This window comes from Sporosarcina sp. So3-204, assembly GCF_058068165.1.
The window spans coordinates 2,792,392-2,818,297 of record NZ_CM176485.1; the positions used below are offsets into that span (position 1 = coordinate 2,792,392).

Sequence of the window (25,906 nt, forward strand, 5' to 3'; positions counted from 1 at the left end):
ATGACGTTGGTGAAAGAAATTCCCCATCCCTTTAAAGGGAGATGAGGAGGATCTTCACTAACGTCATTTTTTATAAATATATTGGATAAGGTAATCCTACTACCCGCTGGTTTCCGTTCCAAGCGGACGCTTTCCGCGGGCACGGCTTCAGCCGCTTCCCTCGCTGTGCTCAGTCCAGGGTCTTCAGCTCGCGCTGTTCCCGCTGGAGTCGCCGCTTTCCACTTCAAGCAGCTCGAGGGTCTGGGTAAGATAAATTCCCTTTATATATAGAGAGAAAACAAGTGAAATTCCCTGTAGAATAAAAGTCGACCAAAACCATCATTCAGGAGGAAATTCACTTGTCGTGTTCTAATAGTATTAAATCTTTGCTTGATATTCAAGACCCAAATGTTATTTTTGATGAAGATTGTGTAAAAGAATGAACCTATAAAGGCAAACGGTGTAAATATATTTCCGGAAAATTAACCTATACTCCCACACATTGTGTGAAATGCGGTGTAAAAAACACCGACTTTACAATCTATAAAAACGGGACACAATTATCAAGAATTACCTTACCCATTACGGGTATAAATCCAACCTACCTACTTCTACAGAAACAACGTTTCATGTGCCAAGCCTGTCAAAGTAGTTTTACCGCTAAAACACCGATTGTTCAACGGAATTGTTTTATTTCACAAAATGTAAAAGTACAAGTCATATTAAAGTCTGCCGAAGCACAGTCGCTTACGTCTATCGCGAGGGATTGTTCAGTATCACCCGCAACCGTTCAACGGCAAATTAATCAAGCCGCAAAACAAATTATCCCACACTACAAGGCCCTACCTAAGCACCTTTCTTTTGATGAGTTCAAATACGCAAAAGGTGAAATGGCCTTCGAATATATAAATGCGGAATCAGGCGACATATTGGATATCCTAGATAGACGAGATAATCTTACGATTAAGAATCACTTTATTGTGAACTACAGTTTGACTGACCGTCAACATGTGGAAACCGTAACAATTGATATGAATGCGGGTTATGTAAGTGTGATTAAAGAATTATTTCCACGGGCGAAAATTATCATTGACCGATTCCATCTTGTTCAACTAATTAATTGCTCTATGAATAAATGTCGTATTCAGGTCATGAATCAGTTAAGAACGTCTAATGGGGATGATATGAAGAAATACCGTCGCCTTAAGCGTTATTGGAAACTATTATTAAAAAAACGTACAGAACTATCCAGCGTAGAATATAAGTATTATCCATTGTTTGGCCAACGTACAGGGCAAAGTATTGTAGATGAGATGTTAAATTATGATCCTGTACTAAAAGCGAACTATGAACTTTATCAAGAATTAATGGAATCCATGTCAAATAAGGACTTCGAAGCACTATTGTCCTGTTTAACAAATGCGGTTCCATCTGCAATTTCAAATTATATGAGAACAAGTTTAAAAACGTTGAGAAAACATCTTCCATTTATAGAAAACAGTTTTATTTACCCCTACAATAACGGAAGAATTGAAGGGAACAACAATAAAATCAAGGTATTGAATCGTGTCGCCTATGGATATAGAAACTTCCAGAACTATAGAAAACGGATTCTGTTACACTTCAAGTTAAAACCATCGGTTAAACAGCAGGAACAAGGAAAATCCCATTTTGACGCTGCGTAACATTTATGAGAATTTAATAGGCTTGAAAGTCTTTTGTCTATTTTTATGTAATTCACAAGTGCAATACTAGTTGTTTGTAGTGCAAGATGGCGACTCCAGCGGGAACAGCGCGAGCTGAAGACCCCACAGGAGCTTGCTTTGCACTGGACCCTTAAAATTGGACGCTATTTTTCTAAGCAGCTGATTCGAATATCATCCGATAGCCCGCTGGGCTTTTCCGATTCAATCTGGACTTGATTCTCAAATGATTATAGTAGTGGATATACTCCTCTAGTTCGTGTTTAAAGTGTTCAAGATTATCAAATTCCTGCAGGAACAGGAATTCATATTTAAGAATTCCAAAAAAGTTCTCGATGACGGCGTTGTCGTAACAGTTGCCTTTTCGAGACATGCTCTGTGTGATGTTGTTTTCCTTTAGTAGCTGACAATACTGCGGCATTCGATAATGCCAGCCTTGATCGGAATGGATCAAGAGCTTATCGTCTTCTTTTACGTATTCAAGTGACTGCTTCAACATTGTTTCCACCAAATCAAACGTAGGCCTCGATTGAAGCGTATAGGTAATGATTTCACCATTGAACAGGTCTAAAACAGGTGAGAGATATAATTTTTGTCCAAATAATTTAAATTCCGTAACGTCTGTCACCCATTTTTCGTTGGGTTTTCCTGCTTTGAAATTACGGTTCAAGACATTTGGAGCTGCTTTCCCAAATGCACCTTTATAGGATTTGTACTTCTTCATTCGGACAATACATTGAAGCCCCAGTTCTCGCATAATCCGAAGTACTTTCTTTTTGTTTATCGTGTGTCCTTTTTCGATCAGGACGTCGGTGATCCGGCGATACCCAAGGCGCCCTTTGTGTCGCTGGTAGATGAAGTTGATCCTTCTCTTCCACTTGCGATCGGGATCTGGCTGCTTGAAACTATTAATGATGTAGTAGTAGGTGCTTCTTACCATACCGGCTATCTTGACCATCTTGTTTACTGGGAATTCATGCCTTAGTTCAAATATTACTTTCGCTTTAATCTTTTTAGTGATTTTTCTTCCTGAACTAAGGCTTCCAGCTTTTTTAGATAGGCATTTTCCATACGAAGATATTCAAGTTCTTTTTTCATGGCGTCCTTTGACTGGTCGCCAAGATCTTTGGAAGTGGTTTTCTTTTGATTGCGAGATTTCATTGTAGAAGGCCCCTTTTCTTTCGTTTTAAAGGCACCTTCTCCAGCTGTCTCCCACTTTTTCTTCCACCTGCGGACCATACTAGGATCCGGGATATGGAAAATAGCCGATGCCTCTCGAACAGAGTAATCCGTGTCATTGATAAATTGAATTACTCTAAGTTTAAAGGCTTTTGGATAGTTTGTATAGGGAAAGTCAAACGCATTATCACCATGATGTCGAAACAGAAGCACCCAGTAACGAATTACAGAGTTGTCGACGCCAACCTGTCCTGCAAGATCTCGGTAACTAATATCTTCATGTTCGTAACGTTTGGCGACTAGAAGTTTAAATTCTTTAGTATACTTGGACACTTTTTTAGACCTCCTAATATTAGATGACGTGTCCAATATTAGGGGTGCAGCTCAGCTTTTCGCGACGAGGAGGCTGAAGCCGTGCCCGCGGAAAGCGTCCATCTGGAACGGAAAACAACGGGATACATGGAAGACTATATGAAAAAGGACTATCCTAAAAAATCAGCTTTACTGACTTCTTGGATAGCCCTACAATAACTAAGTTATGGTTGGCTATTATTCTTCACCAACTTCATTTGACAAAGAACCAAGAAATTTTGCATAAATTTTAAAATAGAAAAAACTGTTTTATTTACTGAGTATAATTCAGTAAATAAAACAGTTTTCATTTTTGTTCTAGTTCTTGTATTAATCCGTTACCTATATTACTTTCAAAGTCTGAATTCCGGCAGAGCATTTTCGATTAGTACCTCGAAAATTGCCTTAGTTTCAAAACTTCGTTTTGATAAGTAATTCAAGGTAGACTTTTCAACACAAGTTCTTGTTGAAAAGTCTCTAATGACCCCTACGGGATTCGAACCCGTGATACCGCCGTGAAAGGGCGGTGTCTTAACCGCTTGACCAAGGGGCCAATTTATATGGCGGAGAAGGAGGGATTCGAACCCTCGCACCGCTTACGCGATCTATACCCTTAGCAGGGGCACCTCTTGAGCCGCTTGAGTACTTCCCCATATAAATGGCTCCGCAGGTAGGATTCGAACCTACGACCGATCGGTTAACAGCCGATAGCTCTACCACTGAGCTACTGCGGAATGGTGGGCCTAAATGGACTCGAACCATCGACCTCACGCTTATCAGGCGTGCGCTCTAACCAGCTGAGCTATAGGCCCTAAATTTTGGAGCGGGTGAAGGGAATCGAACCCTCATTATCAGCTTGGAAGGCTGGAGTTTTGCCATTAAACTACACCCGCATAAATACTATGGCTCAGGACGGATTCGAACCGCCGACACAAGGATTTTCAGTCCTTTGCTCTACCGACTGAGCTACTGAGCCAAGTTTATGTAATAAAAATAATATGGCGGTCCCGACGGGAATCGAACCCGCGATCTCCTGCGTGACAGGCAGGCATGTTAACCGCTACACCACGGGACCATTTTGGTTGCGGGGACAGGATTTGAACCTGTGACCTTCGGGTTATGAGCCCGACGAGCTACCACTGCTCCACCCCGCGATAATTTTATAGAGTACAATTTAAATATATGTAGATTGAGTACTAGAAATACATAATACATTTTTAAATTGGTTGCGGGGACAGGATTTGAACCTGTGACCTTCGGATTATGAGCCCGACGAGCTACCACTGCTCCACCCCGCGATAATATCATATAAATATAATTTTTCTTTTAACCAGTAAGTGCATTTTAAAAATGGAGGAGGAAGAGGGATTCGAACCCCCGCGGGTTTTAACACCCCTGTCGGTTTTCAAGACCGATCCCTTCAGCCAGGCTTGGGTATTCCTCCATATGCATCTATAAATAATACTGGTGGACCTTGCAGGACTCGAACCTGCGACCGGACGGTTATGAGCCGTCTGCTCTAACCAACTGAGCTAAAGGTCCTTAAAGATGGCGGTGGAGGGAGTCGAACCCCCGACCTTACGGGTATGAACCGGACGCTCTAGCCAGCTGAGCTACACCGCCATTATAAAAATTAATTTAAAACAAATTTAAATTGGTGGAGCCTAGCGGGATCGAACCGCTGACCTCCTGCGTGCAAGGCAGGCGCTCTCCCAGCTGAGCTAAGGCCCCTTTGTTAAAGATCGGGAAGACAGGATTCGAACCTGCGACCCCTTGGTCCCAAACCAAGTGCTCTACCAAGCTGAGCTACTTCCCGATTATAAGACAAATAAAATTATGGTGCGCCCGGCAGAAGTCGAATCCACAACCTTCTGATCCGTAGTCAGACGCTCTATCCAATTGAGCTACGGGCGCATTATTACACGGTATAAATTTGGTGCCGAGAACCGGAATCGAACCGGTACGGTAGTTACCCACCGCAGGATTTTAAGTCCTGTGCGTCTGCCAGTTCCGCCACCCCGGCAAATAATTATATGGAGCGGAAGACGGGATTCGAACCCGCGACCCCGACCTTGGCAAGGTCGTATTCTACCACTGAACTACTTCCGCATATAAAAGTGCGGGTGAAGGGAGTCGAACCCCCACGCCCGAAGGCACTAGATCCTAAGTCTAGCGTGTCTGCCAGTTCCACCACACCCGCAAGATGCATTTACGACTCTTTCAAGTCATAAAATAGTGTGCCATGTAGGATTCGAACCTACGACCCTCTGATTAAAAGTCAGATGCTCTACCAACTGAGCTAATGGCACAAAAGTGGTGCCGGAGAAAGGACTTGAACCCTCAACCTACTGATTACAAGTCAGTTGCTCTACCAGTTGAGCTACTCCGGCTAAGTGAAAATACAATGAAGTTTATTTAAAACGGAATTCTATGTTTTAAAAAAATTGGTGGAGGATGACGGGCTCGAACCGCCGACCCCCTGCTTGTAAGGCAGGTGCTCTCCCAGCTGAGCTAATCCTCCTGGGTATAATTTAGAAATTATAAACATCTGTATCATTTTAAGAGTTATTACTATGTAATGAATATTACAAGCATGGCAACGTCCTACTCTTGCAGGGGGAAACCCCCAACTACCATCGGCGCTGAAGAGCTTAACTACCGTGTTCGAGATGAGAACGGGTGTGACCTCTTCGCTATCGCCACCATACTTATATTGTCTTTTTAAGACCTTATTCATCATACCACACTTAGCATAAATTGCAAGTACTAACTGAAAGAAAAAAATTATTCTTTCAAAACTGAATAAAACAGATAATTATTACAAATCAGGGGAATCAGCCCACTTGCTTCTTACGTTATTTGGTTAAGTCCTCGATCAATTAGTATCCGTCAGCTACATACGTCGCCGTACTTACACCCCGGACCTATCAACCTCATCATCTCTGAGGGATCTTACTTACTTGCGTAATGGGAAATCTCATCTCGAGGGGGGCTTCATGCTTAGATGCTTTCAGCATTTATCCCGTCCACACGTAGCTACCCAGCTATGCCTTTGGCAAGACAACTGGTACACCAGCGGTGTGTCCATCCCGGTCCTCTCGTACTAAGGACAGCTCCTCTCAAATTTCCTGCGCCCGCGACGGATAGGGACCGAACTGTCTCACGACGTTCTGAACCCAGCTCGCGTACCGCTTTAATGGGCGAACAGCCCAACCCTTGGGACCGACTACAGCCCCAGGATGCGATGAGCCGACATCGAGGTGCCAAACCTCCCCGTCGATGTGGACTCTTGGGGGAGATAAGCCTGTTATCCCCGGGGTAGCTTTTATCCGTTGAGCGATGGCCCTTCCATGCGGAACCACCGGATCACTAAGCCCGTCTTTCGACCCTGCTCGACTTGTAGGTCTCGCAGTTAAGCTCCCTTATGCCTTTGCACTCTGCGAATGATGTCCAACCATTCTGAGGGAACCTTTGGGCGCCTCCGTTACTCTTTAGGAGGCGACCGCCCCAGTCAAACTGTCCACCTGACACTGTCTCCTGCCCCGATAAGGGGCATGGGTTAGAAGTCCAATACAATCAGGGTAGTATCCCACCAACGCCTCCTCCGAAGCTAGCGCTCCGGATTCTAAGGCTCCTACCTATCCTGTACAGATTGCATCAGAATTCAATATCAGGTTACAGTAAAGCTCCACGGGGTCTTTCCGTCCTGTCGCGGGTAACCTGCATCTTCACAGGTACTATAATTTCACCGAGTCTCTCGTTGAGACAGTGCCCAGATCGTTACGCCTTTCGTGCGGGTCGGAACTTACCCGACAAGGAATTTCGCTACCTTAGGACCGTTATAGTTACGGCCGCCGTTTACTGGGGCTTCGGTTCAAAGCTTCGCTTGCGCTAACCTCTTCCCTTAACCTTCCAGCACCGGGCAGGCGTCAGCCCCTATACATCACCTTGCGGTTTTGCAGAGACCTGTGTTTTTGCTAAACAGTCGCCTGGGCCTATTCACTGCGGCTCTCTCGGGCTTTAACACCCTACCAGAGCACCCCTTCTCCCGAAGTTACGGGGTCATTTTGCCGAGTTCCTTAACGAGAGTTCTCTCGATCACCTTAGGATTCTCTCCTCGCCTACCTGTGTCGGTTTGCGGTACGGGCACCTCCCGCCTCGTTAGAGGCTTTTCTTGGCAGTGTGAAATCAGGGACTCCAGGGAATAATTCCCCTCGCCATCACAGCTCAATGTTATAGAAATGGGATTTGCCTCATTTCACACCTCACTGCTTAGACGCGCATAACCAACAGCGCGCTCACCCTATCCTACTGCGTCCCCCCATTACTCAAACGGCGGGGAGGTGGTACAGGAATATCAACCTGTTATCCATCGTCTACGCCTTTCGGCCTCAACTTAGGTCCCGACTAACCCTGAGCGGACGAGCCTTCCTCAGGAAACCTTGGGCATTCGGTGGAAGGGATTCTCACCCTTCTTTCGCTACTCATACCGGCATTCTCACTTCTAGGCGCTCCACTAGTCCTTACGGTCTAACTTCGACGCCCCTAGAACGCTCTCCTACCACTCACATCTAAGATGTAAGTCCACAGTTTCGGTGCTCTGTTTAGCCCCGGTACATTTTCGGCGCAGCGCCACTCGACCAGTGAGCTATTACGCACTCTTTAAATGATGGCTGCTTCTAAGCCAACATCCTGGTTGTCTGGGCAACGCCACATCCTTTTCCACTTAACAGAGACTTTGGGACCTTAACTGGTGGTCTGGGTTGTTTCCCTCTCGACTATGAATCTTATCACCCACAGTCTGACTCCCAAACATAAATCATCGGCATTCGGAGTTTGTCTGAATTCGGTAACCCGGGATGGGCCCCTAGTCCAAACAGTGCTCTACCTCCGAGATTCTAAAGTTTGAGGCTAGCCCTAAAGCTATTTCGGAGAGAACCAGCTATCTCCAGGTTCGATTGGAATTTCACCGCTACCCACACCTCATCCCCGCATTTTTCAACATACGTGGGTTCGGGCCTCCAGTAAGTATTACCTTACCTTCACCCTGGACATGGGTAGATCACCTGGTTTCGGGTCTACGACCTCATACTAATTCGCCCTATTAAGACTCGCTTTCGCTGCGGCTCCGCATTCTCTGCTTAACCTTGCATGAAATCAGTAACTCGCCGGTTCATTCTACAAAAGGCACGCCATCACCCGTGACTCTCCCGAAGGAAAGTCAACAAGGGCTCTGACTACTTGTAGGCACACGGTTTCAGGATCTATTTCACTCCCCTTCCGGGGTGCTTTTCACCTTTCCCTCACGGTACTGGTTCACTATCGGTCACTAGGAAGTATTTAGCCTTGGGAGATGGTCCTCCCGGATTCCGACGGAATTTCACGTGTTCCGCCGTACTCAGGATACATGCTGGAGAGAATGAACTTTCGACTACGGGGCTATTACCCGCTACGGCGGACCTTTCCAGGTCGCTTCGCCTAATCCATTCCTTTGTAACTCCGTATAGCATGTCCTACAACCCCAGGAAGCAAGCTTCCTGGTTTGGGCTGTTCCCTTTTCGCTCGCCGCTACTCAGGGAATCGATTTTTCTTTCTCTTCCTCCGGGTACTTAGATGTTTCAGTTCTCCGGGTTTGTCTCGATTACGCTATGTATTCACGTAAACGTACTACTCCATTACGAGCAGTGGGTTTCCCCATTCGGAAATCTTCGGATCAAAGCTCACTTACAGCTCCCCGAAGCATATCGGTGTTAGTGCCGTCCTTCATAGACTCCTAGTGCCAAGGCATCCACCGTGCGCCCTTTCTAACTTAACCAAAAAACAAGTCTTAACGTCGCATTGCGTCGCTAATTCTTATCTTTTAAATAAACGTGATTTTACAGCGATGTAAAAGCCAACGTTTCGTAAAAAGGTCGTTCTTTAAAATAAACAAAAACATGTTTATCATAGATAAACGAAGTTCTGTTTATCTTGGTTGATTCTTGATTTGTTTCAATTATTGTTTTATCCAGTTTTCAAAGAACAAGTTTTGAATTATTATTAGTAACCATAAAGTGCAAAACAAGTGTAGCTTATTTGTTAAGATATCGTATACGCTAAGCGTATTCCGGCAGTACATTTTCGATTAAACCCTCGAAAATTGCCTCAATATCAAAACGCTGTTTTGATTAGTATTTATGGACGATTAGTTAAGCAAAAAACGCTTAATTAATCTTTAATAAACCTTCAAAACTGAACGCAAAACGTCGATTTTCCGTATGCCTAGCTTTCATACACCAAAGGTGTAATCCGACTATGGACATATATCCTTAGAAAGGAGGTGATCCAGCCGCACCTTCCGATACGGCTACCTTGTTACGACTTCACCCCAATCATCTGTCCCACCTTCGGCGGCTGGCTCCCCTAAGGGTTACCTCACCGACTTCGGGTGTTACAAACTCTCGTGGTGTGACGGGCGGTGTGTACAAGACCCGGGAACGTATTCACCGTGGCATGCTGATCCACGATTACTAGCGATTCCGGCTTCATGCAGGCGAGTTGCAGCCTGCAATCCGAACTGTGAACGGTTTTATGGGATTAGCTCCCCCTCGCGGGTTGGCGACCCTCTGTACCGTCCATTGTAGCACGTGTGTAGCCCAGGTCATAAGGGGCATGATGATTTGACGTCATCCCCACCTTCCTCCGGTTTATCACCGGCAGTCACCTTAGAGTGCCCAACTTAATGATGGCAACTAAGATCAAGGGTTGCGCTCGTTGCGGGACTTAACCCAACATCTCACGACACGAGCTGACGACAACCATGCACCACCTGTCACCACTGTCCCCGAAGGGAAAAGTATATCTCTATACCGGGCAGTGGGATGTCAAGACCTGGTAAGGTTCTTCGCGTAGCTTCGAATTAAACCACATGCTCCACCGCTTGTGCGGGTCCCCGTCAATTCCTTTGAGTTTCAGCCTTGCGGCCGTACTCCCCAGGCGGAGTGCTTAATGCGTTAGCTGCAGCACTAAGGGGCGGAAACCCCCTAACACTTAGCACTCATCGTTTACGGCGTGGACTACCAGGGTATCTAATCCTGTTTGCTCCCCACGCTTTCGCGCCTCAGCGTCAGTTACAGACCAGAAAGCCGCCTTCGCCACTGGTGTTCCTCCACATCTCTACGCATTTCACCGCTACACGTGGAATTCCGCTTTCCTCTTCTGTACTCAAGCCTATCAGTTTCCAATGACCTTCCCCGGTTGAGCCGGGGGCTTTCACATCAGACTTAACAGGCCGCCTGCGCGCGCTTTACGCCCAATAATTCCGGACAACGCTTGCCACCTACGTATTACCGCGGCTGCTGGCACGTAGTTAGCCGTGGCTTTCTAATAAGGTACCGTCAAGGTACGGGCAGTTACTCCCGTACGTGTTCTTCCCTTACAACAGAGCTTTACGATCCGAAAACCTTCTTCGCTCACGCGGCATTGCTCCATCAGACTTTCGTCCATTGTGGAAGATTCCCTACTGCTGCCTCCCGTAGGAGTCTGGGCCGTGTCTCAGTCCCAGTGTGGCCGATCACCCTCTCAGGTCGGCTACGCATCGTTGCCTTGGTAGGCCATTACCCCACCAACTAGCTAATGCGCCGCGGGCCCATCCTGCAGTGACAGCCGAAACCGTCTTTCAGAGTTCGTCCATGCGGACGAACTGATTATTCGGTATTAGCCCCGGTTTCCCGGAGTTATCCCCATCTGCAGGGCAGGTTGCCCACGTGTTACTCACCCATCCGCCGCTAACAAAACTTTGAAGCAAGCTCCAAAGTTTTGTTCGCTCGACTTGCATGTATTAGGCATGCCGCCAGCGTTCGTCCTGAGCCAGGATCAAACTCTCCATAATACTGGCTAGCCGATACGCAGCACATTGCGTTGTCAACTTCTCTCACTCCGTCAGTCACGTACTAATGTACGCTCCTTCCTTCGCTCAATCGTTTCCTAGCACCGCACTACGTCTCGACCGCCAGAACAAGAAGAAAATGAAAGCTCATTTCTTTTTGCTGGCATTAATAGTTGTAGCGTTAACTACGTCTATTGAATGACAATTTTGTTTCATATAGAAACGTTTATACTCAAGTGCGCCGAAGCGTCCTGAGTTGTTAATCATATCGTGTAAACACGAATGACTTATATCGACGTTTTGCTGTTCAGTTTTCAAGGTTCATGTGTTTGTCGTCTTCGTAATGACAACTTCTTAAATATATCAGATGTTAATTGTAATGTCAACAACTTTTGAAAAGTTTTTTATTTTCGTTTTAGTTGTTGTTTGCCTCTCTTGGAGGACAGGTATTAATATAACCCATCCCCTACTAATAAATCAAGTCTTTTTTGAAATTAATTTATCTTTTATTTTTTCGTAGTCAATTACGAACAGGAAAATACCCAAAATAACAATCAATCCACCAATAAATTGTGTTGCTGTTAGTTCCTCATAGAAAATAAAGTATGCAAGAACTGAAGCCCCTACCGGCTCAAATAAGATTGCTATAGAAATAACATTTGTGCTCACCCATTTTAGAGACCAGTTAATAAGAGTGTGCCCGAGTAAGTTTGGTATTAACGCTAGCATTAAAAACCAAAACCAATCAGAACTAGGATAAGGCCCAAACGATTCTCCTTTAGCTAAAACATAAAAAAACAAAGTTATAGTACTGATTGAATAGACAATGAACGTATAAGTAATAAGAGATAATCTTTTACGAACATCTTGTCCTAATAGAAGATAGGCAGTAATTAGCACACAACCTATTAATGCCAACATATCTCCAAAGAAAGCAGTTCCGCTTATTTTAAAATCACCCCAACTAATTATAACGCTTCCCATTATGGCTATTGCAGCGGATATAATTGTTTTAAGCGATAATTTTTCTTTAAAGAAGAAATAGGTTCCTGCAATAGCGAATATCGGCTGAAGGGTTACAAGTACCGTTGAACTTGCAACAGAAGTATAATTTAATGACTCGAACCAAAAAATAAAATGATATGCTAGTAATATACCACCGGTAGCAGAAAGTACCCAATCTCTTCTACTAAGCTTAAAAATCTCGTATCTATAGTAGAGAAGAAAAATCGGCAGCATAATTAGTACCGAAAAAAACATTCGGTAGAATGCAATAACACCAGCATCAGCTGTGGACATTTTAACAAAGACAACTGATAGTGTTATCGAAATAACACCAATGACAATTGGAATATAAGGATGAATGGGTGGTTTAACGATAAATAACACATCACTTTCAATTGCTTAGTTTTTTTTATGTATCTTTGGGAAATAGTAAGTATACCATTTCAAATATATATAGCATTCTAAAGTTGAGGAGGAAGCATGATGGAATGGGTCGCAAATATGGAAATGTATCCGGAAGTACTCATAAAAATTACATTAGCTCTACTTTTAAGTTTAGTAATAGGTGTAGAAAGGGAAATAAAAAAGAAGCCTATAGGATTAAAAACAAGTGCAGTTATTGCAACTTTTAGCTGTCTTCTTACAATTGTTTCTATGGAATCCGCTTATCTAGTACCTGCGCGCGATGATATAAACGTTACGATGGATCCACTACGTCTCGCTGCACAAGTAGTTAGTGGTATAGGTTTTCTCGGGGCTGGTGCAATTTTACGTAGAGACAATGATAATATTACAGGTTTAACAACTGCTGCTATGATTTGGGGTGCTGCAAGCATTGGGATTGCCGTCGGTGCCGGATTTTATATAGAAGCCGCGTTCGCAGTAATCAGCGTTATGTTCGTAATTGAAGTATTAGCACCTTTAATTAACAAATTTGGTCCCAAACGCCTTAGAATAAAAGGAGTGCCTTGCACATTAATTTTATCAGACAAAGAAAAGATTAATGAATTACTTAATTATTTCGAAGAAAAGCAAATGGAAATTGATCATTTAAAAATTAGTCAACTATTGGTGGTTGATGATAAAATACAACATCAACTGGAGTTCCGACTATCTACTACTTCAAAAAAATTAACCGCTAGCTTATACAACGATTTGACAGCACTGCCTTATGTAGAAGCAGTCGAAATCGTAATCATTCCATAATGGAGGAAACTAATGAAAGATCTACTCGCACTCTTAAAAGAAGGAAATAAGTCTTCGTTACTTGCTGCTGTCGTAAATACCATCATTGCTATCTTAAAAAGTGTTGCCTTTTTCTTAACAGGAAACGTTGCTATGTTCGCGGAAATGCTCCATTCATTTGGAGATGCTGCGAATCAATTCTTTGTCTTTATTGGTTCAGCTTTATCGAGAAAAGCACCTACTTCAAAATTCCCTAATGGTTTTGGGAGAATTGTAAACTTAGTCTGTCTAGGTGCTGTTATTATTGTGGCTATAATGTCCTACGAGGCTATAAAAGAAGGTTACCATCACATGATGAATCCAGTTCAATCGAGCGGACTCCTCATTAATCTTTCTGTTCTGGGCACTGCAATTATTCTTGAATTCATTGTTCTTTACAAAGCTGGAAAGGAAATTTTACATGAGGTTGGAATCGATAAGGGTGGTTTCGCGCCGATTACAACAAGTTTTCAACACCTGGATCGGGCAAAACCGGCTACGAAGCTTGTTTTTATGGAAGATTTAGTAGCGACTGCTGGTGGAATTCTTGCTTTTATCGCTGTTCTTCTAGCACACTTCTTTGAACTACTTGTTGCCGAAGGTGTTGCATCAATGTTAATTGGTTTGATGATGTTCTACGTTGTCGGAAAGGTCTTCCTCGAAAATGCACGTGGTGCAATTGGGGAAACAGATGAAGAAATGCTAAATCATATTGCTCAAATTGTCGCAGAGGATGACGATATTAAAGATATCCAACGAATTGAAGTAGTAAAAGAAGGTGAATTTCTGCATGTAGAAGTGGTTGCTGAAGTTACGGCAACACATACTATTGAATATGTAGATAATGTACGTGATCGGTTAATGGAAATTATTCTGAAACAAAAAGGCGTACAAGACGTGATGATATCATTTGATGAAGATGATGGTATTCGAACTTGGACTGGTTCAAATAAGGAAAGAGATAACAAGGCACTGAACTCAAAGTTTCCAAAATAAAAAAATGTCACGCATGGAATGAATATTCCAGCGTGACATTTTTTTATAAAGATGCTTGAAGTATAGCTTCTACATCCGATTTACCTAAATGAGCAAAATTGCCTAAAGGTCCATTTACAGTCGCTTTTTCTGCCATAACTCCAATTTTTGAATCGTCTATATCATAATACGCAAGCGTTTCAGGCGCACCAATAGATGTCCAAAATGCACGAAGATTATCAATGCCTTCATATGCAATTTCTTCTGTAGTCTTCCCTTCAGGATTTACGTTAAATACTTTGGTAGCCATTTTAGCAAATCTTTCTGGATTCACTTTTACATTGTGACGCATCCAATGTGGGAATATAATTGCTAATCCACCTGCATGCGGGATGTCATAAACCGCTGATACTGCGTGTTCAATGCCGTGCGATCCCCAATCACCTTGGTAACCCATTTGCAGAAAACCATTCAAACCAATCGTTCCTGCAAATAAAATCGTTTCACGTAATTCATAGTTTTCCAAGTCGTTAACAAGTTTTGGTCCTTCTTCAATAACCGCCCGAAGTACCCCTTCACACATTTCGTCTTGAATCGGTGTATTTTTCGCATTATTGTAGTATTGCTCAAAGACATGTGACATCATGTCAACTATTCCGTAAACAGTATGATTTTTAGGTACTGATTTCGTATATGTTGGATCGAGTATTGAAAACTTTGGAAAGCTGAACAGGCTACCCCATCCATCTTTTTCTTCTGTATCTTCATTCGTAATAACTGATCCCGCATTCATTTCTGATCCCGTAGCTGCTATCGTCAATACCGTTCCAAATGGAAGAGCTTCAGTAGGCTGGGCTTTTTGACTTACGAAATCCCAGGCATCTCCATCATATTTCGCAGCTGCGGCGATTAGTTTCGTACAATCAATGACTGAACCTCCACCGACTGCTAATAGTACATCGATTTCTTTCTCTTTACATAACGCGGCAGCTTTACGAGCTGTCGAAACGCGTGGGTTAGGTTCAACGCCACCAAATTCATAAACTTCCATACCTATATCATTCAAAGTAGACATCACTTCATCATAAAGACCATTCTGTTTAATGCTACCTCCACCATATACTACCAATACTTTCTTGCCATATTGCGGAAGTTCATTTGCCAGTTCTTTCAATTTACCTTGTCCAAAAATCAATTTAACTGGATTATTAAATGTAAAGCCATTCATCAATCATGCACTTCCTTTCTGTTAGTTGATTATCTAAAACTGGTTAAGGCATTGCAAACATTTAGTACTAGTATGAATGATTATAATCGGGGCAAACTTAAAATGGAGGTGTATTAACAATGGTAAATATACAAAAAGTCGCTTTAACTTTAGCTATAATAGGTGCTTTAAACTGGGGACTTATAAGTTTATTCCAATTTGACGTTGTAGCCCAAGCGGCTGGCGGATCCACAGAGGTGCTTTCACGGTTTATTTATATATTAATCGGTATAGCTGGCATCGTTTCTGTTGCGTCGTTGTTTTCTGATTGGAAAGATCAGAACAATCATGTGCAAACAGTCGAGCTGAAAAAAACATAAGAAAAGGCATCTCCCAATTATTAAGGGAAATGCCTTTTGTTTTTTATTAAGCCCACCCACGGAAACGGGAAGCTTCAGCTGCCTTACGAACACCGACCATATACGCAGCAAGGCGCATATCAATATTACGAGTCGTTCCTGTCGTATAGACATTATCAAACGCTTCAACCATTCTCTCAGTCAATTTTTCTCGAACTTCTTCTTCAGACCAATAATAACCCATATTGTTCTGCACCCACTCAAAGTATGATACAGTAACGCCGCCAGCACTTGCTAAAACGTCTGGAACTAGTAGAATTCCTCGTTTAGTAAGAATCTGAGTACCTTCTGCTGTTGTCGGTCCATTAGCAGCTTCAACAACAATATCTGCTTTAATATTATGTGCATTTGCAGCCGTTATCTGATTCGCTATCGCAGCAGGCACTAGAATATCACAGTCAAGTTCAAGTAATTCTTCATTTGTAATTGTATCTTCAAATAACGTCGTAACTGTACCAAAACTATCGCGACGATCCAATAAATAATCAATATCCAGACCTTCAGGATCATGAAGCGCACCATATGCATCTGAAATACCAATTACTTTAGCGCCTGCCTCATGTAGAAATTTGGATAGGAAACTTCCCGCGTTACCAAATCCCTGAATAACAACACGTGCACCTTTCATTTCAATTCCACGACGCTTAGCCGCTTCAGCAATTACGATTGTAACGCCTTCTGCTGTTGCACGGTCTCTACCCTGTGAACCACCAAGAACAATTGGTTTACCAGTAATAAAACCTGGTGAGTTAAATTCATCAATTCGACTATATTCATCCATCATCCATGCCATAATCTGAGCATTCGTGAAAACATCAGGAGCAGGAATGTCTTTAGCGGGACCCATTACTTGGCTAAGCGCACGTACATATCCACGACTTAGACGTTCAAGTTCACCCATTGACATTTCACGCGGGTCACAAATAACAGCGCCTTTACCTCCACCATATGGTAGATTCACAATTCCACACTTCAATGTCATCCACATTGCAAGTGCTTTCACTTCAATAAAATCTACATCCGGATGGAATCGAACGCCACCTTTAGTTGGACCTACTGCATCGTTATGTTGTGCACGGTACCCTGTGAAAACTTTTATATTCCCATCATCCATGCGGATCGGGATTCGTACTTCAACCATACGAAGTGTATCTTTCAAAAGTTCATACATACCGTTGTCGTAGCCAAGCTTGTCGAGTGCTTCCTTGATGACTTCCTGCGTAGATGTAAACAGGTTCATATTTTCAGTCAATTGTTTTTTCGCCTCTTTGATTCATAATTTTTTCATCGCATATATTGTAACATAAAACAAGACATACATGAACATTTTTTCTAATTAAACAAAGATTTTTTGGATTCTTTCTACAGCCCAATCTATTTCGTCTTTAGTAATTACAAGTGGTGGTGCAAAACGAATTACTGTATCATGCGTTTCTTTACACAATATACCAAGATCTTTTAACTTTTCACAATAAGGGCGAGCTTCTTCTGTTAATTCTAAACCAATAAACAGTCCGCGGCCTCTTACCTCTTTAATTGATGGATGATCGATTTTCTTTAATTCATCCATAAAATAGTTACCTAGCTCAAGTGAGTTCTCTGCAAGTTTTTCGTCTTCGAGTACTTCCAGTGAGGCTATCGATACAGCACATGCCATTGGATTTCCACCGAAAGTAGAACCATGAGATCCAGGATTAAATACACCAAGTACATCTTTATTTGCTACAACACAAGAAATCGGGAATACACCGCCGCCTAATGCTTTTCCAAGTACATACATATCTGGAACAACATCTTCAGCTTCACACGCAAACATTTTTCCTGTACGGCAAAGACCAGCTTGAATTTCATCAGCAATGAACAATACGTTATTTTTCGTACAAAGTTCACGAACCGCTTTCAAATAGCCTGCCGGCGGAATAATGATTCCTGCTTCACCTTGAATCGGCTCTACAAGAAAAGCTGCTGTATTTGGCGTAATTGCTTCTTCAAGTGCTTTAATATCACCATAAGGTACAAGGTTAATACCTGGAAGAAGCGGACCAAATCCGCGCTGGTATTCAGCATCTGATGATAATGATACTGCCGTCATTGTACGACCGTGGAAATTACCGATACAAGCAATTACTTCTGCTTGCCCATCCGTAACACCTTTTACATCATAAGCCCAGCGACGAGCCGTTTTAAATGCTGTTTCAACAGCTTCTGCTCCTGTATTCATCGGAAGTGCCATTTCTTTCCCTGCTAATTTACAAATTTTCTCGTACCACGGACCCAATTGATCATTATGAAAAGCACGTGAAGTTAGCGTGACACGATTCGCTTGATCAATTAATGCATTTATAATTTTAGGATGACGATGACCTTGATTTACAGCGGAGTAAGCCGCAAGCATATCCATATATTTATTACCCTCTGGATCTTGGACCCAAACGCCTTCAGCCTCCGAAATCACAATCGGTAATGGGTGGTAATTATTTGCACCGTATTCTTCTGTTTGCACAATTACTTTTTCTGAAATAGTCATTTACAAATTCCCCCTTAAATATGTAGCCTGCAAACTCATTCTACACGAAAAGTCTGCATTGATAAATCTGATTTTTAAATATATTTTATAGCGTTTCTGATGTTGTTTTTCCTTGCATGAATAGTTGCAAGTAATCAGGGCCACCAGCTTTGGAATCAGTACCTGACATATTGAAACCTCCGAACGGCTGATAACCAACAATTGCACCTGTACAACCGCGATTGAAATATAGATTTCCTACATGAAAATCTTCGCGCGCTTGTTCAATGTGTTCGCGGTTATTTGTAATTACAGCCCCAGTTAAACCATAGTCTGTATTGTTAGAAATTTCAAGTGCTTTATCGAAGTTTTTTGCTTTTGTCAATCCAACAACTGGACCGAAAATCTCTTCCTGCATAATACGTGATTCAGGATTAAGGTCTGCGAATACTGTAGGTGCAATGAAATAACCCTTAGAATCATCCCCAACGCCTCCATATATAAGGCGTCCTTCTTCTCTTCCTATCTCAATATAACTCATAATTTTTTTGTAAGCAGCTTCATCAACAACAGGTCCTGTAAAATTTGAGTTATCTACCGGGTCTCCGTACTTTAGTTTTTTTGTTAATTCTTCAACACGATTTACAACTTGATCATACACATCCTCATGAATCACAGCACGTGAACAAGCTGAACATTTCTGTCCACTAAAACCAAATGCGGATTTAACAATTGATTGTGCAGCCAATTCGAGATCAGCATCATTATCGACAATGATTGTATCTTTTCCACCCATTTCAGCGATAACACGCTTTAACCAAATCTGACCTTCATTTACTTTTGCAGCGCGTTCAAAAATACGTGTCCCAACTTCACGTGATCCTGTAAAAGATACAAAGCGTGTTCTTGGATGATCAACCAAATAATCGCCAATTTCAGAACCAGATCCTGGAATATAGTTCACAACTCCTGCTGGCATACCCGCTTCTTCAAGTACTTCAATAAATTTATACGCAACTACCGGTGTCGTCGATGCAGGTTTTAATAGGACTGTGTTACCCGTTACAAGGGCCGCGGCAGTAGTCCCCGCCATAATAGCGAAGGCAAAGTTCCAAGGAGAGATGACTACACCTACACCGAGTGGAATATAGTCAAATCTGTTATATTCCCCCGGACGACTTCCAACAGGCATGCCATCTTTTAGTTGGAGCATCTGGCGTCCGTAATACTCAAGGAAATCGATTCCTTCTGCAGTATCCGCATCGGCCTCATTCCAAGGTTTTCCCGCTTCTTTCGTTAGTAATGCAGAAAATTCATGCTTTCTTCTACGAATGATTGCAGCTGCTTTAAATAAGATGTCTGCACGTATCTCAGGTTTTACTTTTCTCCATGTATTAAAAGTCTCATCCGCCACAACCATAGCTTGTTTCGCTATTTCTTTACTCGCTTTTGAGACGTAACCAATTATTTCTTCTTTATTTGCTGGATTAAAAGAGATGAGTTTATCTTCTGTTATGACACGGTCTCCACCGACAATAAGCGGGTAATCTTCACCAAGGTATCCTTCAACAATTTCCAACCCTGCTAGATAAGCATTTTTGTTTTCCTCAATCGAAAAATCTGTGAAAAGTTCATGTTTATATGGAATCATATATTTTCCTCCCTATTTACAAATAAGACGCAAATAATATTTGCACTTAGTATGTGATTACCTATATACTAACGCAAAGGATTATTGCTTTTCAAGTATTATTCACTTTATTTTCAATTAATTTATGAAGAGAGGTTTTATTATGTCAGATAAATTCCTTCAACCTTTTCAAGAATTCGCTTTGGCTAATATAGCTATTGGAATCCACGCGATTGATATAGAAGGCAAGACTATTATTTACAATAAAAAAATGAAAGAAATTGAAGGGTTAAACTTTGAAGACATTCAAGATAGAACAATTCTTGAACTTTTCAATTTTGATTCTGAAGAAAGTACGCTTCTCAAAGCATTGCGCGAGGAAAGTGAGTTTTTGAATGTCAAGCAAACTTATTGGAATAGAAATGGTATTGAAATTACAACTATAAACGATACTTTCCCCATTTTTGATAACGATAGCTTAATCATAGGCGCAATAGTACTTGCAAGAGATGTAACAGCATTAGAAAAATTTATCCATCAACCTTTTAAAAAGACGAATACGCCCGTCACTTTCAATCAAATCGTCGCAGAATCTTCTGCAATGAAAACAGTTGTTTCGACTGCTAAAAAAGCTGCTGAATCAGCTTTACCTGTTTTGCTTATAGGCAATGCTGGTACAGGTAAACAGTTAATAGCTGAAAGCATTCATAATATGCGTACCTTTTCAAACATGAATTTTTACACATTACATTGCTCAAGTTCCGACCAAGAGAAGATTCGACTTTTATTAGAATTAGTAGAAACGACAGCTAATAGCACACTATTCACGGAGCGTATTGATTTGCTCTCAATCTCTCTTCAAGAGGAACTATTTAACGCGCTTTCCAATTTAGAAGTACATAACCATCATTTAATCGCTAGTATTTCAGATGACCCTGTTGATTTAATCGCATCAGGCGTTTTGTTGAAAGATTTATACTATCTCTTTGCCTCTTTCTCGATTCGGGTGCCCCCACTTCACAAACGGAAAGAAGATATCATACCTTTTATAAATAATTATTTAAATCGAAGGCGTGATACGTTTGGTACCGCATTAGGAGGAATAACGAGAGAAGTAGAACAACTTTTTCTACAATACGACTGGCCAGGTAATTTACGGGAAATCGAGTTTTTTCTTGATGAAATTACTTCTACCGCGACAACTGAAACAGTTATTACCTACTCTATGTTACCGCTTCATTTCCGTATGAAAACAGATGCAACTGCTAACTCAGTTGTAGATGCAACAAATTTAATCATGCCAACCGATAAAGAAATACTTCCACTTGATAAGTATCTTCGCGTTGCTGAAGCCTATTATGTCGATAAAGCGATGAAACTTCACCATGGGAATATTACAAAAACAGCTAAAGCGCTAGGGATGAGTAGACAAAACTTACAATACCGTTTGCGTAAATTAAAAAAATGAGGGATTAGGCAATAGGCCTTCTCCCTCATTTCTTATTGGCCAGATCGACTAATCCAGTCTTGTAATTTATCTTTCAGCGAGTTAAAACCATCTGCATCTCGCTCTTCAACATGCGCTTGCAATGATTGACGGGAACGACCATCTTTCCCTTTACCAGGCACCTTTTGAAATGCACGAATCGACAAACTAATTTTACCTGCCGAATCATCTATTTCCAATACCTTTACTTTTACTTCTTCGCCTACAGTAAGATGATCGTTTATATCTTTTACAAAGCCATACGTAATTTCTGAAATATGAACTAATCCTTGTGTGTCTTTATCTAATGCAACGAACGCGCCATATGGCTGGATACCTGTAACTTTTCCAGTGAGCTCTTCACCCGTTTCATATTTTCTCACCATTTGAAACAGCTCCCAATCTATTTTTTAAGTACCTGTCTGCCACGAGGGCCGTCACAATTATACCATGATTTAGGATGTTGAGCAAAATTGGGCAGCTCTGACGATATGCAATACTTGATGATTTTAATTGACGGGAATTATACCTTCTATTCGCCATATTTCATCCTGACCATACGTTACCCATACGTAATTTGCTCCACCACCACTTCTACTTATAGCAAGTGGAACATGGGGCTTATCTCCATTCTCTGTTATTGAAGCAGGGTCAAATGATATTATGGTGTTTTCTTTCAGTAATAATGATTCCTCCTTTTTCCAATCGTTTATATACTTTCCAGGTGTCTCCCCGCGACTTTCTTCATCTGACAACAACCACATCATCATTGGATCTTCAATTTCATTCGCATAATAAAATAAACTTAAAATTAAAAGCGGATGCGCATTTACAAGTAGACTTTCATTATAATCAACTGAAAAGTCCTCGTATAAAGCTTTCGTTTCTTCCAACATAGTGATAGGGTCAACAGCTCGCCCTTTGTACAAGCTATAATCAGGTATTACATACTCTAATTGAAAGTTTTCAAGATTTCCTTCAGCTGCCATATAGTAGGCTTCGTGTATTCTATACTGCTCTTTACCAAGGGCAGTAAGAAATTCTGACTGCTCCCAATTCGAGGCCTCCATCTCGTCAACAATTTTCGTCATCAAGCGTCCAACCCCCGACTCCTCTTCAAACGAAGCTAATTGTTTCCATGCTACGCGGTGCACTTCAGTAATTTGCCAATCTGCATCTCTAAAAGGTTCTATCGTTTTGCCGTTAATAATCATTTCAAGAAAAAAGGCAATCATTCCTTCTAAAGAGAACGAGTAATCAGGATCAGCTGTAGTATCTGCATTCATTGTATTTTCCATTTCTTCAATAAAGCCGATAGTTTCATCTAATGAATAAACAAGCTTATCGTCGACAACAAACGGTTCTTTTTCTTGCAACGTAATATAACCACCTACGGATTCATGTAAAGAATTACGCATTTTTTCCAGATGTAATATTCTAGCTGGGTCTGCCGCAAAGTCTAAATCGAAATATAGTGGTAGTACTGGTAAGCCTTGGCTTCTTAAACCAGACATCACACGTTGTGTGCCTTCGTCGAATTCTTTCTCTTTAGATAAAAATAATTCCGCGTCAAAATCAAATGAATTTGGAGAACTCGTTAAAACTTCAAAGTTTTCAAGTTCTGGCAAAATCTCTTCAAAAAGTGCGTTAGAGACAATCGCCATCTTCGCGAAATAGTTTTTAATATATGTCATGCTTTTGTCCACGTCATTATTGAGAGGTGATTTGAACAAGTCATCCGCTAACTCAGAAGGTAATTTCATTGAGTCGATAATGAGGTTAAAAGTTTCATCACCGAATTCTTTATTGATTTTCTGTTCTTTTCCAATTCTCTTTTTAAAATCACGAATCATATTATCAAAGCGTACATTCTCTTCTTCGATGAAAGGAATTTTATTGAAAACCTCTTCAGCAATACCAAGTGTTTCCATCCGCCTATTCTTTTCTTTCTCAAAATCCTTTTTTAATTTTTCTACATAGCGCTCATCTGAAGTAAGTGCCCAGTCATCACCCTTGAAAAAAGTAGTTGCTAATAAACCGATTAGGAGAACACCTACTAAAGCTGAAATCATAAGCCCTCTGCGGCTTCGTTTAGTTTGAACACTTTCTTCCAAAGAACTTTCAGCTTTCTCAATTCCATCTACTTGAAGTGGATGGAAATATAGCGGTAAACGATCATATGATTTACCTAGAAATTGAAGACGCTTTTCTAGTCTTTCTTTTATAATTTCTTCTACTGCAAGCATTAGGATTTCCTTCGCGGATTGAATTTCCTTCTTAATTTCAGACGTTGTCATTTCTGTGATTTTTGCAATTGCATCAATATCTATTTTTTGAAAGGTTGACAGAATTAGCGGCACTCGCTTTACATGCGGCAATTTAAGTATTTGACAATGTAAGTAAGTATCCTCTTCAAATAAAAATTTATCAGTTTGCACCTCAGTCAATTCAATTTGTTCTAATAACATACTCGCCTGTTTAAATAAATGAATAAACAAATCATCGTCAACTTCATTAATTTCTTGATTTATAGAGCTAAAGGCTTCTTCTGTGATACGTTTCGCCTGTTCTTCATTACAGCCATACTGTAAAGCGAACCGCTCAGTGGCTTTACAATAATTTTCTATAAACTCTTCCATACCATCAGACTCCTTTACACATACATACCTATTGTTCTACTATACCAAAATATGTATATTAATTAAGCAAAATTTAGTATCCATATTAATAAATTCACATCATGTTATGAATTTTAACCATTAATAAACGTTATTTAGTTTTTACTGTATGTTTTTATTCATTAATTCAGATACTATTAAATAAGGACAGAAGTATTTGAGCTCTTTCCGAAAAATATATATTAAATGATACAAGAATAATGTTATTCAATAATAAATCGTGTAAGATTAGACAGTGTTTGGAAAAGAAAGGTGATTAATCATGGCCCCACGCGAACAATGGTCGTCTAAAATCGGGTTCATCCTAGCCGCTGCTGGTAGTGCGATTGGACTCGGCGCAATATGGAAATTCCCTTATATGGCTGGAACGAATGGCGGTAGTGTTTTCGTTTTACTATTTATCATTTGTACATTTGCAATTGGACTTCCCATTTTGCTTGCGGAGTTCCTAATTGGACGAAGAGGACAGGCTGATGCTGTTACTTCACTTAAGCGGCTTTCAAAAGGAAGTAAGTGGTATTTCGTTGGTTGGCTCGGCTTTACTTTTGCTATCATTATCCTATCTTTTTACAGTGTAGTTGGAGGTTGGATACTCTCTTACTTAGCCCGTGCAATCACTTTCAACTTAGATGTAACAGACCATGCGGCATTGTTTGCATCAATATCTGCTAATCCTATTCAATCTCTGCTCGCGCAGGCCATATTCATGATACTGACGATTTGGATTGTGCAAGGTGGAATTAAAGCAGGGATTGAACGAGCAAGTTCATGGATGATGCCTTTACTATTCGTATTTTTTATCGTTCTAGCAATACGTTCATTAACGTTGGACGGCGCAATGGAAGGCGTTCGTTTCTTATTTGTACCGGATTGGTCATTATTAACAGGCAAAACATTTATTCTTGCGTTAGGTCAGGCTTTTTTCTCACTAAGTGTTGGGGTAACAGGCATGATGACTTACGCATCTTATTTACCAAAGGAAGTTAAATTAGGACAATCCGCATTAAATGTCGCAATACTAAACATCGTAATTTCAATATTAGCTGGTCTCGTCATTTTCCCAGCTGTTTTTGCACTAGGTCAGTCTCCTGAAGAAGGACCAGGTCTTGTATTCATCGTATTACCGGCTATCTTCGCACAAATACCATTTGGTAATTTTTTCATTATTATCTTCTTTATTTTATTACTTTTCGCGACGCTTACTTCATCCATTTCGATGCTTGAAATTGTCGTTTCTACTGGTATAAAAGCGAAGTATGATCGTAGAAAACGTGCAGCTTGGTTTTTTGGTATACTTATTTTCATCATCGGTATTCCGACAGCATTATCATTTGGCGTGCTTAAAAATGTAACTATATTCGGAGGCACATTCTTCGATTTTGCGGATACATTAACAAGTAGAATTGGGATGCCTATTGGCGCACTTTTAATTTCTATTTTCGTTAGTTTTATTTTAACTAAAAAAGAAACTAAAGATGAGCTAGCTATGCACCCTGTTATGTATGGTATTTGGCGATTTTTAGTTAAGTTCGCCGCTCCAATCGCAATCATTATTATCTTTGGAGCTTGGATTAAAGAAGTTTGGTCATCTTGACAACAGAATTACCAAGCGGAGACCATGAAATTTTCAAAAAATGGTGTATACATTGTCAACACAATGTATACACCATTTTTATAATTTTAATTATCTATTTGTC

14 protein-coding genes, 21 tRNA genes and 3 rRNA genes are annotated in these 25,906 nt (G+C 41.2%); 6 read left to right on the plus strand and 32 right to left on the minus strand.

Annotation, left to right across the window (positions count from 1 at the left end; translation table 11 throughout):
* Nucleotides 1-449 precede the first annotated feature (449 nt).
* Nucleotides 450-1,664 (plus strand): ISL3 family transposase, encoded by a 1,215-nt coding sequence (locus AC3RV6_RS13680; protein WP_489749260.1) that lies wholly within the window; start codon nucleotides 450-452, stop codon nucleotides 1,662-1,664.
* 172 nt (nucleotides 1,665-1,836) lie between these two features.
* Here the strand turns inward: AC3RV6_RS13680 and AC3RV6_RS13685 are convergent.
* The 26 genes from AC3RV6_RS13685 to AC3RV6_RS13810 all read right to left on the minus strand — a co-directional run bounded on the left by AC3RV6_RS13685 (nucleotide 1,837) and on the right by AC3RV6_RS13810 (nucleotide 12,459).
* Nucleotides 1,837-3,194 (minus strand): IS3 family transposase gene (locus tag AC3RV6_RS13685; RefSeq protein ID WP_489746585.1). Its coding sequence is split into 2 segments (ribosomal slippage): nucleotides 1,837-2,726 and nucleotides 2,726-3,194, totalling 1,359 coding nucleotides; the frame shifts between segments, so codons are not numbered across the junction.
* 499 nt (nucleotides 3,195-3,693) lie between these two features.
* A tRNA-Glu gene (locus AC3RV6_RS13690) sits at nucleotides 3,694-3,765 on the minus strand.
* Nucleotides 3,766-3,773: 8 nt separating this feature from the next.
* Nucleotides 3,774-3,864, minus strand: a tRNA-Ser gene (locus tag AC3RV6_RS13695).
* Between the two features lie 7 nt (nucleotides 3,865-3,871).
* Nucleotides 3,872-3,946, minus strand: a tRNA-Asn gene (locus tag AC3RV6_RS13700).
* 1 nt (nucleotide 3,947) lies between these two features.
* Nucleotides 3,948-4,024: transfer RNA gene (locus tag AC3RV6_RS13705), tRNA-Ile, on the minus strand.
* Between the two features lie 7 nt (nucleotides 4,025-4,031).
* Nucleotides 4,032-4,105 (minus strand) — tRNA-Gly (locus AC3RV6_RS13710).
* A gap of 10 nt (nucleotides 4,106-4,115) precedes the next feature.
* A tRNA-Phe gene (locus AC3RV6_RS13715) sits at nucleotides 4,116-4,188 on the minus strand.
* Between the two features lie 23 nt (nucleotides 4,189-4,211).
* A tRNA-Asp gene (locus AC3RV6_RS13720) sits at nucleotides 4,212-4,287 on the minus strand.
* Between the two features lie 4 nt (nucleotides 4,288-4,291).
* Nucleotides 4,292-4,366: transfer RNA gene (locus AC3RV6_RS13725), tRNA-Met, on the minus strand.
* A gap of 69 nt (nucleotides 4,367-4,435) precedes the next feature.
* Nucleotides 4,436-4,510: transfer RNA gene (locus tag AC3RV6_RS13730), tRNA-Met, on the minus strand.
* 53 nt (nucleotides 4,511-4,563) lie between these two features.
* Nucleotides 4,564-4,656, minus strand: a tRNA-Ser gene (locus AC3RV6_RS13735).
* A gap of 21 nt (nucleotides 4,657-4,677) precedes the next feature.
* Nucleotides 4,678-4,754 (minus strand) — tRNA-Ile (locus tag AC3RV6_RS13740).
* 7 nt (nucleotides 4,755-4,761) lie between these two features.
* Nucleotides 4,762-4,835, minus strand: a tRNA-Met gene (locus tag AC3RV6_RS13745).
* Between the two features lie 32 nt (nucleotides 4,836-4,867).
* Nucleotides 4,868-4,943, minus strand: a tRNA-Ala gene (locus tag AC3RV6_RS13750).
* Nucleotides 4,944-4,954: 11 nt separating this feature from the next.
* A tRNA-Pro gene (locus AC3RV6_RS13755) sits at nucleotides 4,955-5,028 on the minus strand.
* Nucleotides 5,029-5,049: 21 nt separating this feature from the next.
* Nucleotides 5,050-5,126: transfer RNA gene (locus AC3RV6_RS13760), tRNA-Arg, on the minus strand.
* Between the two features lie 20 nt (nucleotides 5,127-5,146).
* Nucleotides 5,147-5,235 (minus strand) — tRNA-Leu (locus tag AC3RV6_RS13765).
* Nucleotides 5,236-5,246: 11 nt separating this feature from the next.
* Nucleotides 5,247-5,321: transfer RNA gene (locus tag AC3RV6_RS13770), tRNA-Gly, on the minus strand.
* A gap of 9 nt (nucleotides 5,322-5,330) precedes the next feature.
* A tRNA-Leu gene (locus tag AC3RV6_RS13775) sits at nucleotides 5,331-5,412 on the minus strand.
* 36 nt (nucleotides 5,413-5,448) lie between these two features.
* Nucleotides 5,449-5,521, minus strand: a tRNA-Lys gene (locus AC3RV6_RS13780).
* A 5-nt stretch (nucleotides 5,522-5,526) separates the two neighbouring features.
* Nucleotides 5,527-5,602, minus strand: a tRNA-Thr gene (locus tag AC3RV6_RS13785).
* 55 nt (nucleotides 5,603-5,657) lie between these two features.
* A tRNA-Val gene (locus AC3RV6_RS13790) sits at nucleotides 5,658-5,733 on the minus strand.
* A gap of 70 nt (nucleotides 5,734-5,803) precedes the next feature.
* Nucleotides 5,804-5,919: ribosomal RNA gene (rrf, locus tag AC3RV6_RS13795) — 5S ribosomal RNA — on the minus strand.
* A 152-nt stretch (nucleotides 5,920-6,071) separates the two neighbouring features.
* Nucleotides 6,072-9,027, minus strand: a 23S ribosomal RNA gene (locus tag AC3RV6_RS13800).
* Nucleotides 9,028-9,524: 497 nt separating this feature from the next.
* A 16S ribosomal RNA gene (locus AC3RV6_RS13805) occupies nucleotides 9,525-11,082 on the minus strand.
* Together the 16S, 23S and 5S rRNA genes with 21 tRNA genes alongside form the textbook arrangement of a ribosomal RNA operon.
* 474 nt (nucleotides 11,083-11,556) lie before the next feature.
* Entirely contained in the window at nucleotides 11,557-12,459 is a 903-nt protein-coding gene (locus AC3RV6_RS13810) for a DMT family transporter (RefSeq protein ID WP_489749261.1), read from the minus strand.
* Between the two features lie 108 nt (nucleotides 12,460-12,567).
* Here AC3RV6_RS13810 and AC3RV6_RS13815 point away from each other — a divergent pair, with 108 nt between their 5' ends.
* Both AC3RV6_RS13815 and AC3RV6_RS13820 read left to right on the plus strand, forming a co-directional pair.
* Entirely contained in the window at nucleotides 12,568-13,290 is a 723-nt protein-coding gene (locus tag AC3RV6_RS13815) for an MgtC/SapB family protein (RefSeq protein ID WP_489746586.1), read from the plus strand.
* 12 nt (nucleotides 13,291-13,302) lie between these two features.
* Nucleotides 13,303-14,304, plus strand: a complete 1,002-nt coding sequence (locus AC3RV6_RS13820; protein WP_489746587.1) for a cation diffusion facilitator family transporter — start codon at nucleotides 13,303-13,305, stop codon at nucleotides 14,302-14,304.
* Between the two features lie 43 nt (nucleotides 14,305-14,347).
* Here the strand turns inward: AC3RV6_RS13820 and AC3RV6_RS13825 are convergent, their stop codons facing one another.
* On the minus strand, nucleotides 14,348-15,511 hold the full coding sequence (locus tag AC3RV6_RS13825) for an iron-containing alcohol dehydrogenase (protein ID WP_489749262.1): 1,164 nt from the start codon (nucleotides 15,509-15,511) through the stop codon (nucleotides 14,348-14,350).
* 119 nt (nucleotides 15,512-15,630) lie between these two features.
* Here AC3RV6_RS13825 and AC3RV6_RS13830 point away from each other — a divergent pair, with 119 nt between their 5' ends.
* Nucleotides 15,631-15,870 carry a DUF378 domain-containing protein gene (locus tag AC3RV6_RS13830; protein WP_489746588.1) on the plus strand — a complete coding sequence of 80 codons (240 nt, stop codon included), beginning with the start codon at nucleotides 15,631-15,633 and terminating at the stop codon, nucleotides 15,868-15,870.
* Nucleotides 15,871-15,916: 46 nt separating this feature from the next.
* Here the strand turns inward: AC3RV6_RS13830 and AC3RV6_RS13835 are convergent, their stop codons facing one another.
* The 3 genes from AC3RV6_RS13835 to pruA form a co-directional block, all read right to left on the minus strand.
* Complete coding sequence (locus AC3RV6_RS13835; protein WP_489746589.1) at nucleotides 15,917-17,161, minus strand: Glu/Leu/Phe/Val family dehydrogenase; 1,245 nt, start codon at nucleotides 17,159-17,161, stop codon at nucleotides 15,917-15,919.
* Nucleotides 17,162-17,245: 84 nt separating this feature from the next.
* Nucleotides 17,246-18,436 carry an ornithine--oxo-acid transaminase gene (locus AC3RV6_RS13840; protein ID WP_489746590.1) on the minus strand — a complete coding sequence of 397 codons (1,191 nt, stop codon included), beginning with the start codon at nucleotides 18,434-18,436 and terminating at the stop codon, nucleotides 17,246-17,248.
* Nucleotides 18,437-18,521: 85 nt separating this feature from the next.
* The gene (pruA, locus tag AC3RV6_RS13845; RefSeq protein WP_489746591.1) at nucleotides 18,522-20,066 is read right to left on the minus strand and encodes an L-glutamate gamma-semialdehyde dehydrogenase; all 1,545 of its coding nucleotides are present in this window, start codon (nucleotides 20,064-20,066) and stop codon (nucleotides 18,522-18,524) included.
* A 142-nt stretch (nucleotides 20,067-20,208) separates the two neighbouring features.
* Here pruA and AC3RV6_RS13850 point away from each other — a divergent pair, with 142 nt between their 5' ends.
* Nucleotides 20,209-21,513, plus strand: coding sequence for a sigma 54-interacting transcriptional regulator (locus AC3RV6_RS13850; RefSeq protein ID WP_489746592.1), 1,305 nt, complete (start codon nucleotides 20,209-20,211; stop codon nucleotides 21,511-21,513).
* Nucleotides 21,514-21,545: 32 nt separating this feature from the next.
* Here the strand turns inward: AC3RV6_RS13850 and yugI are convergent, their stop codons facing one another.
* Complete coding sequence (gene yugI, locus AC3RV6_RS13855; RefSeq protein ID WP_489746593.1) at nucleotides 21,546-21,917, minus strand: S1 domain-containing post-transcriptional regulator GSP13; 372 nt, start codon at nucleotides 21,915-21,917, stop codon at nucleotides 21,546-21,548.
* A gap of 123 nt (nucleotides 21,918-22,040) precedes the next feature.
* A complete protein-coding gene (locus AC3RV6_RS13860; protein ID WP_489746594.1) occupies nucleotides 22,041-24,170 on the minus strand; it encodes a sigma-70 RNA polymerase sigma factor region 4 domain-containing protein in 2,130 nt (709 codons plus the stop codon).
* Between the two features lie 301 nt (nucleotides 24,171-24,471).
* On the opposite strand from AC3RV6_RS13860, the gene AC3RV6_RS13865 reads away from it, so the two are divergent.
* On the plus strand, nucleotides 24,472-25,803 hold the full coding sequence (locus tag AC3RV6_RS13865) for a sodium-dependent transporter (protein ID WP_489746595.1): 1,332 nt from the start codon (nucleotides 24,472-24,474) through the stop codon (nucleotides 25,801-25,803).
* Nucleotides 25,804-25,906 lie beyond the last annotated feature (103 nt).

Bases quoted from the DNA above. Each gene is read 5' to 3' on its own strand.
- AC3RV6_RS13815 (WP_489746586.1), top strand. From the start codon at position 12,568: ATGGAATGGGTCGCAAATATGGAAATGTATCCGGAAGTACTCATAAAA.
- AC3RV6_RS13820 (WP_489746587.1), top strand. From the start codon at position 13,303: ATGAAAGATCTACTCGCACTCTTAAAAGAAGGAAATAAGTCTTCGTTA.
- AC3RV6_RS13825 (WP_489749262.1), bottom strand. From the start codon at position 15,511: ATGAATGGCTTTACATTTAATAATCCAGTTAAATTGATTTTTGGACAA.
- AC3RV6_RS13830 (WP_489746588.1), top strand. From the start codon at position 15,631: ATGGTAAATATACAAAAAGTCGCTTTAACTTTAGCTATAATAGGTGCT.
- AC3RV6_RS13840 (WP_489746590.1), bottom strand. From the start codon at position 18,436: ATGACTATTTCAGAAAAAGTAATTGTGCAAACAGAAGAATACGGTGCA.
- pruA (WP_489746591.1), bottom strand. From the start codon at position 20,066: ATGATTCCATATAAACATGAACTTTTCACAGATTTTTCGATTGAGGAA.
- AC3RV6_RS13850 (WP_489746592.1), top strand. From the start codon at position 20,209: ATGTCAGATAAATTCCTTCAACCTTTTCAAGAATTCGCTTTGGCTAAT.
- yugI (WP_489746593.1), bottom strand. From the start codon at position 21,917: ATGGTGAGAAAATATGAAACGGGTGAAGAGCTCACTGGAAAAGTTACA.
- AC3RV6_RS13860 (WP_489746594.1), bottom strand. From the start codon at position 24,170: ATGGAAGAGTTTATAGAAAATTATTGTAAAGCCACTGAGCGGTTCGCT.
- AC3RV6_RS13865 (WP_489746595.1), top strand. From the start codon at position 24,472: ATGGCCCCACGCGAACAATGGTCGTCTAAAATCGGGTTCATCCTAGCC.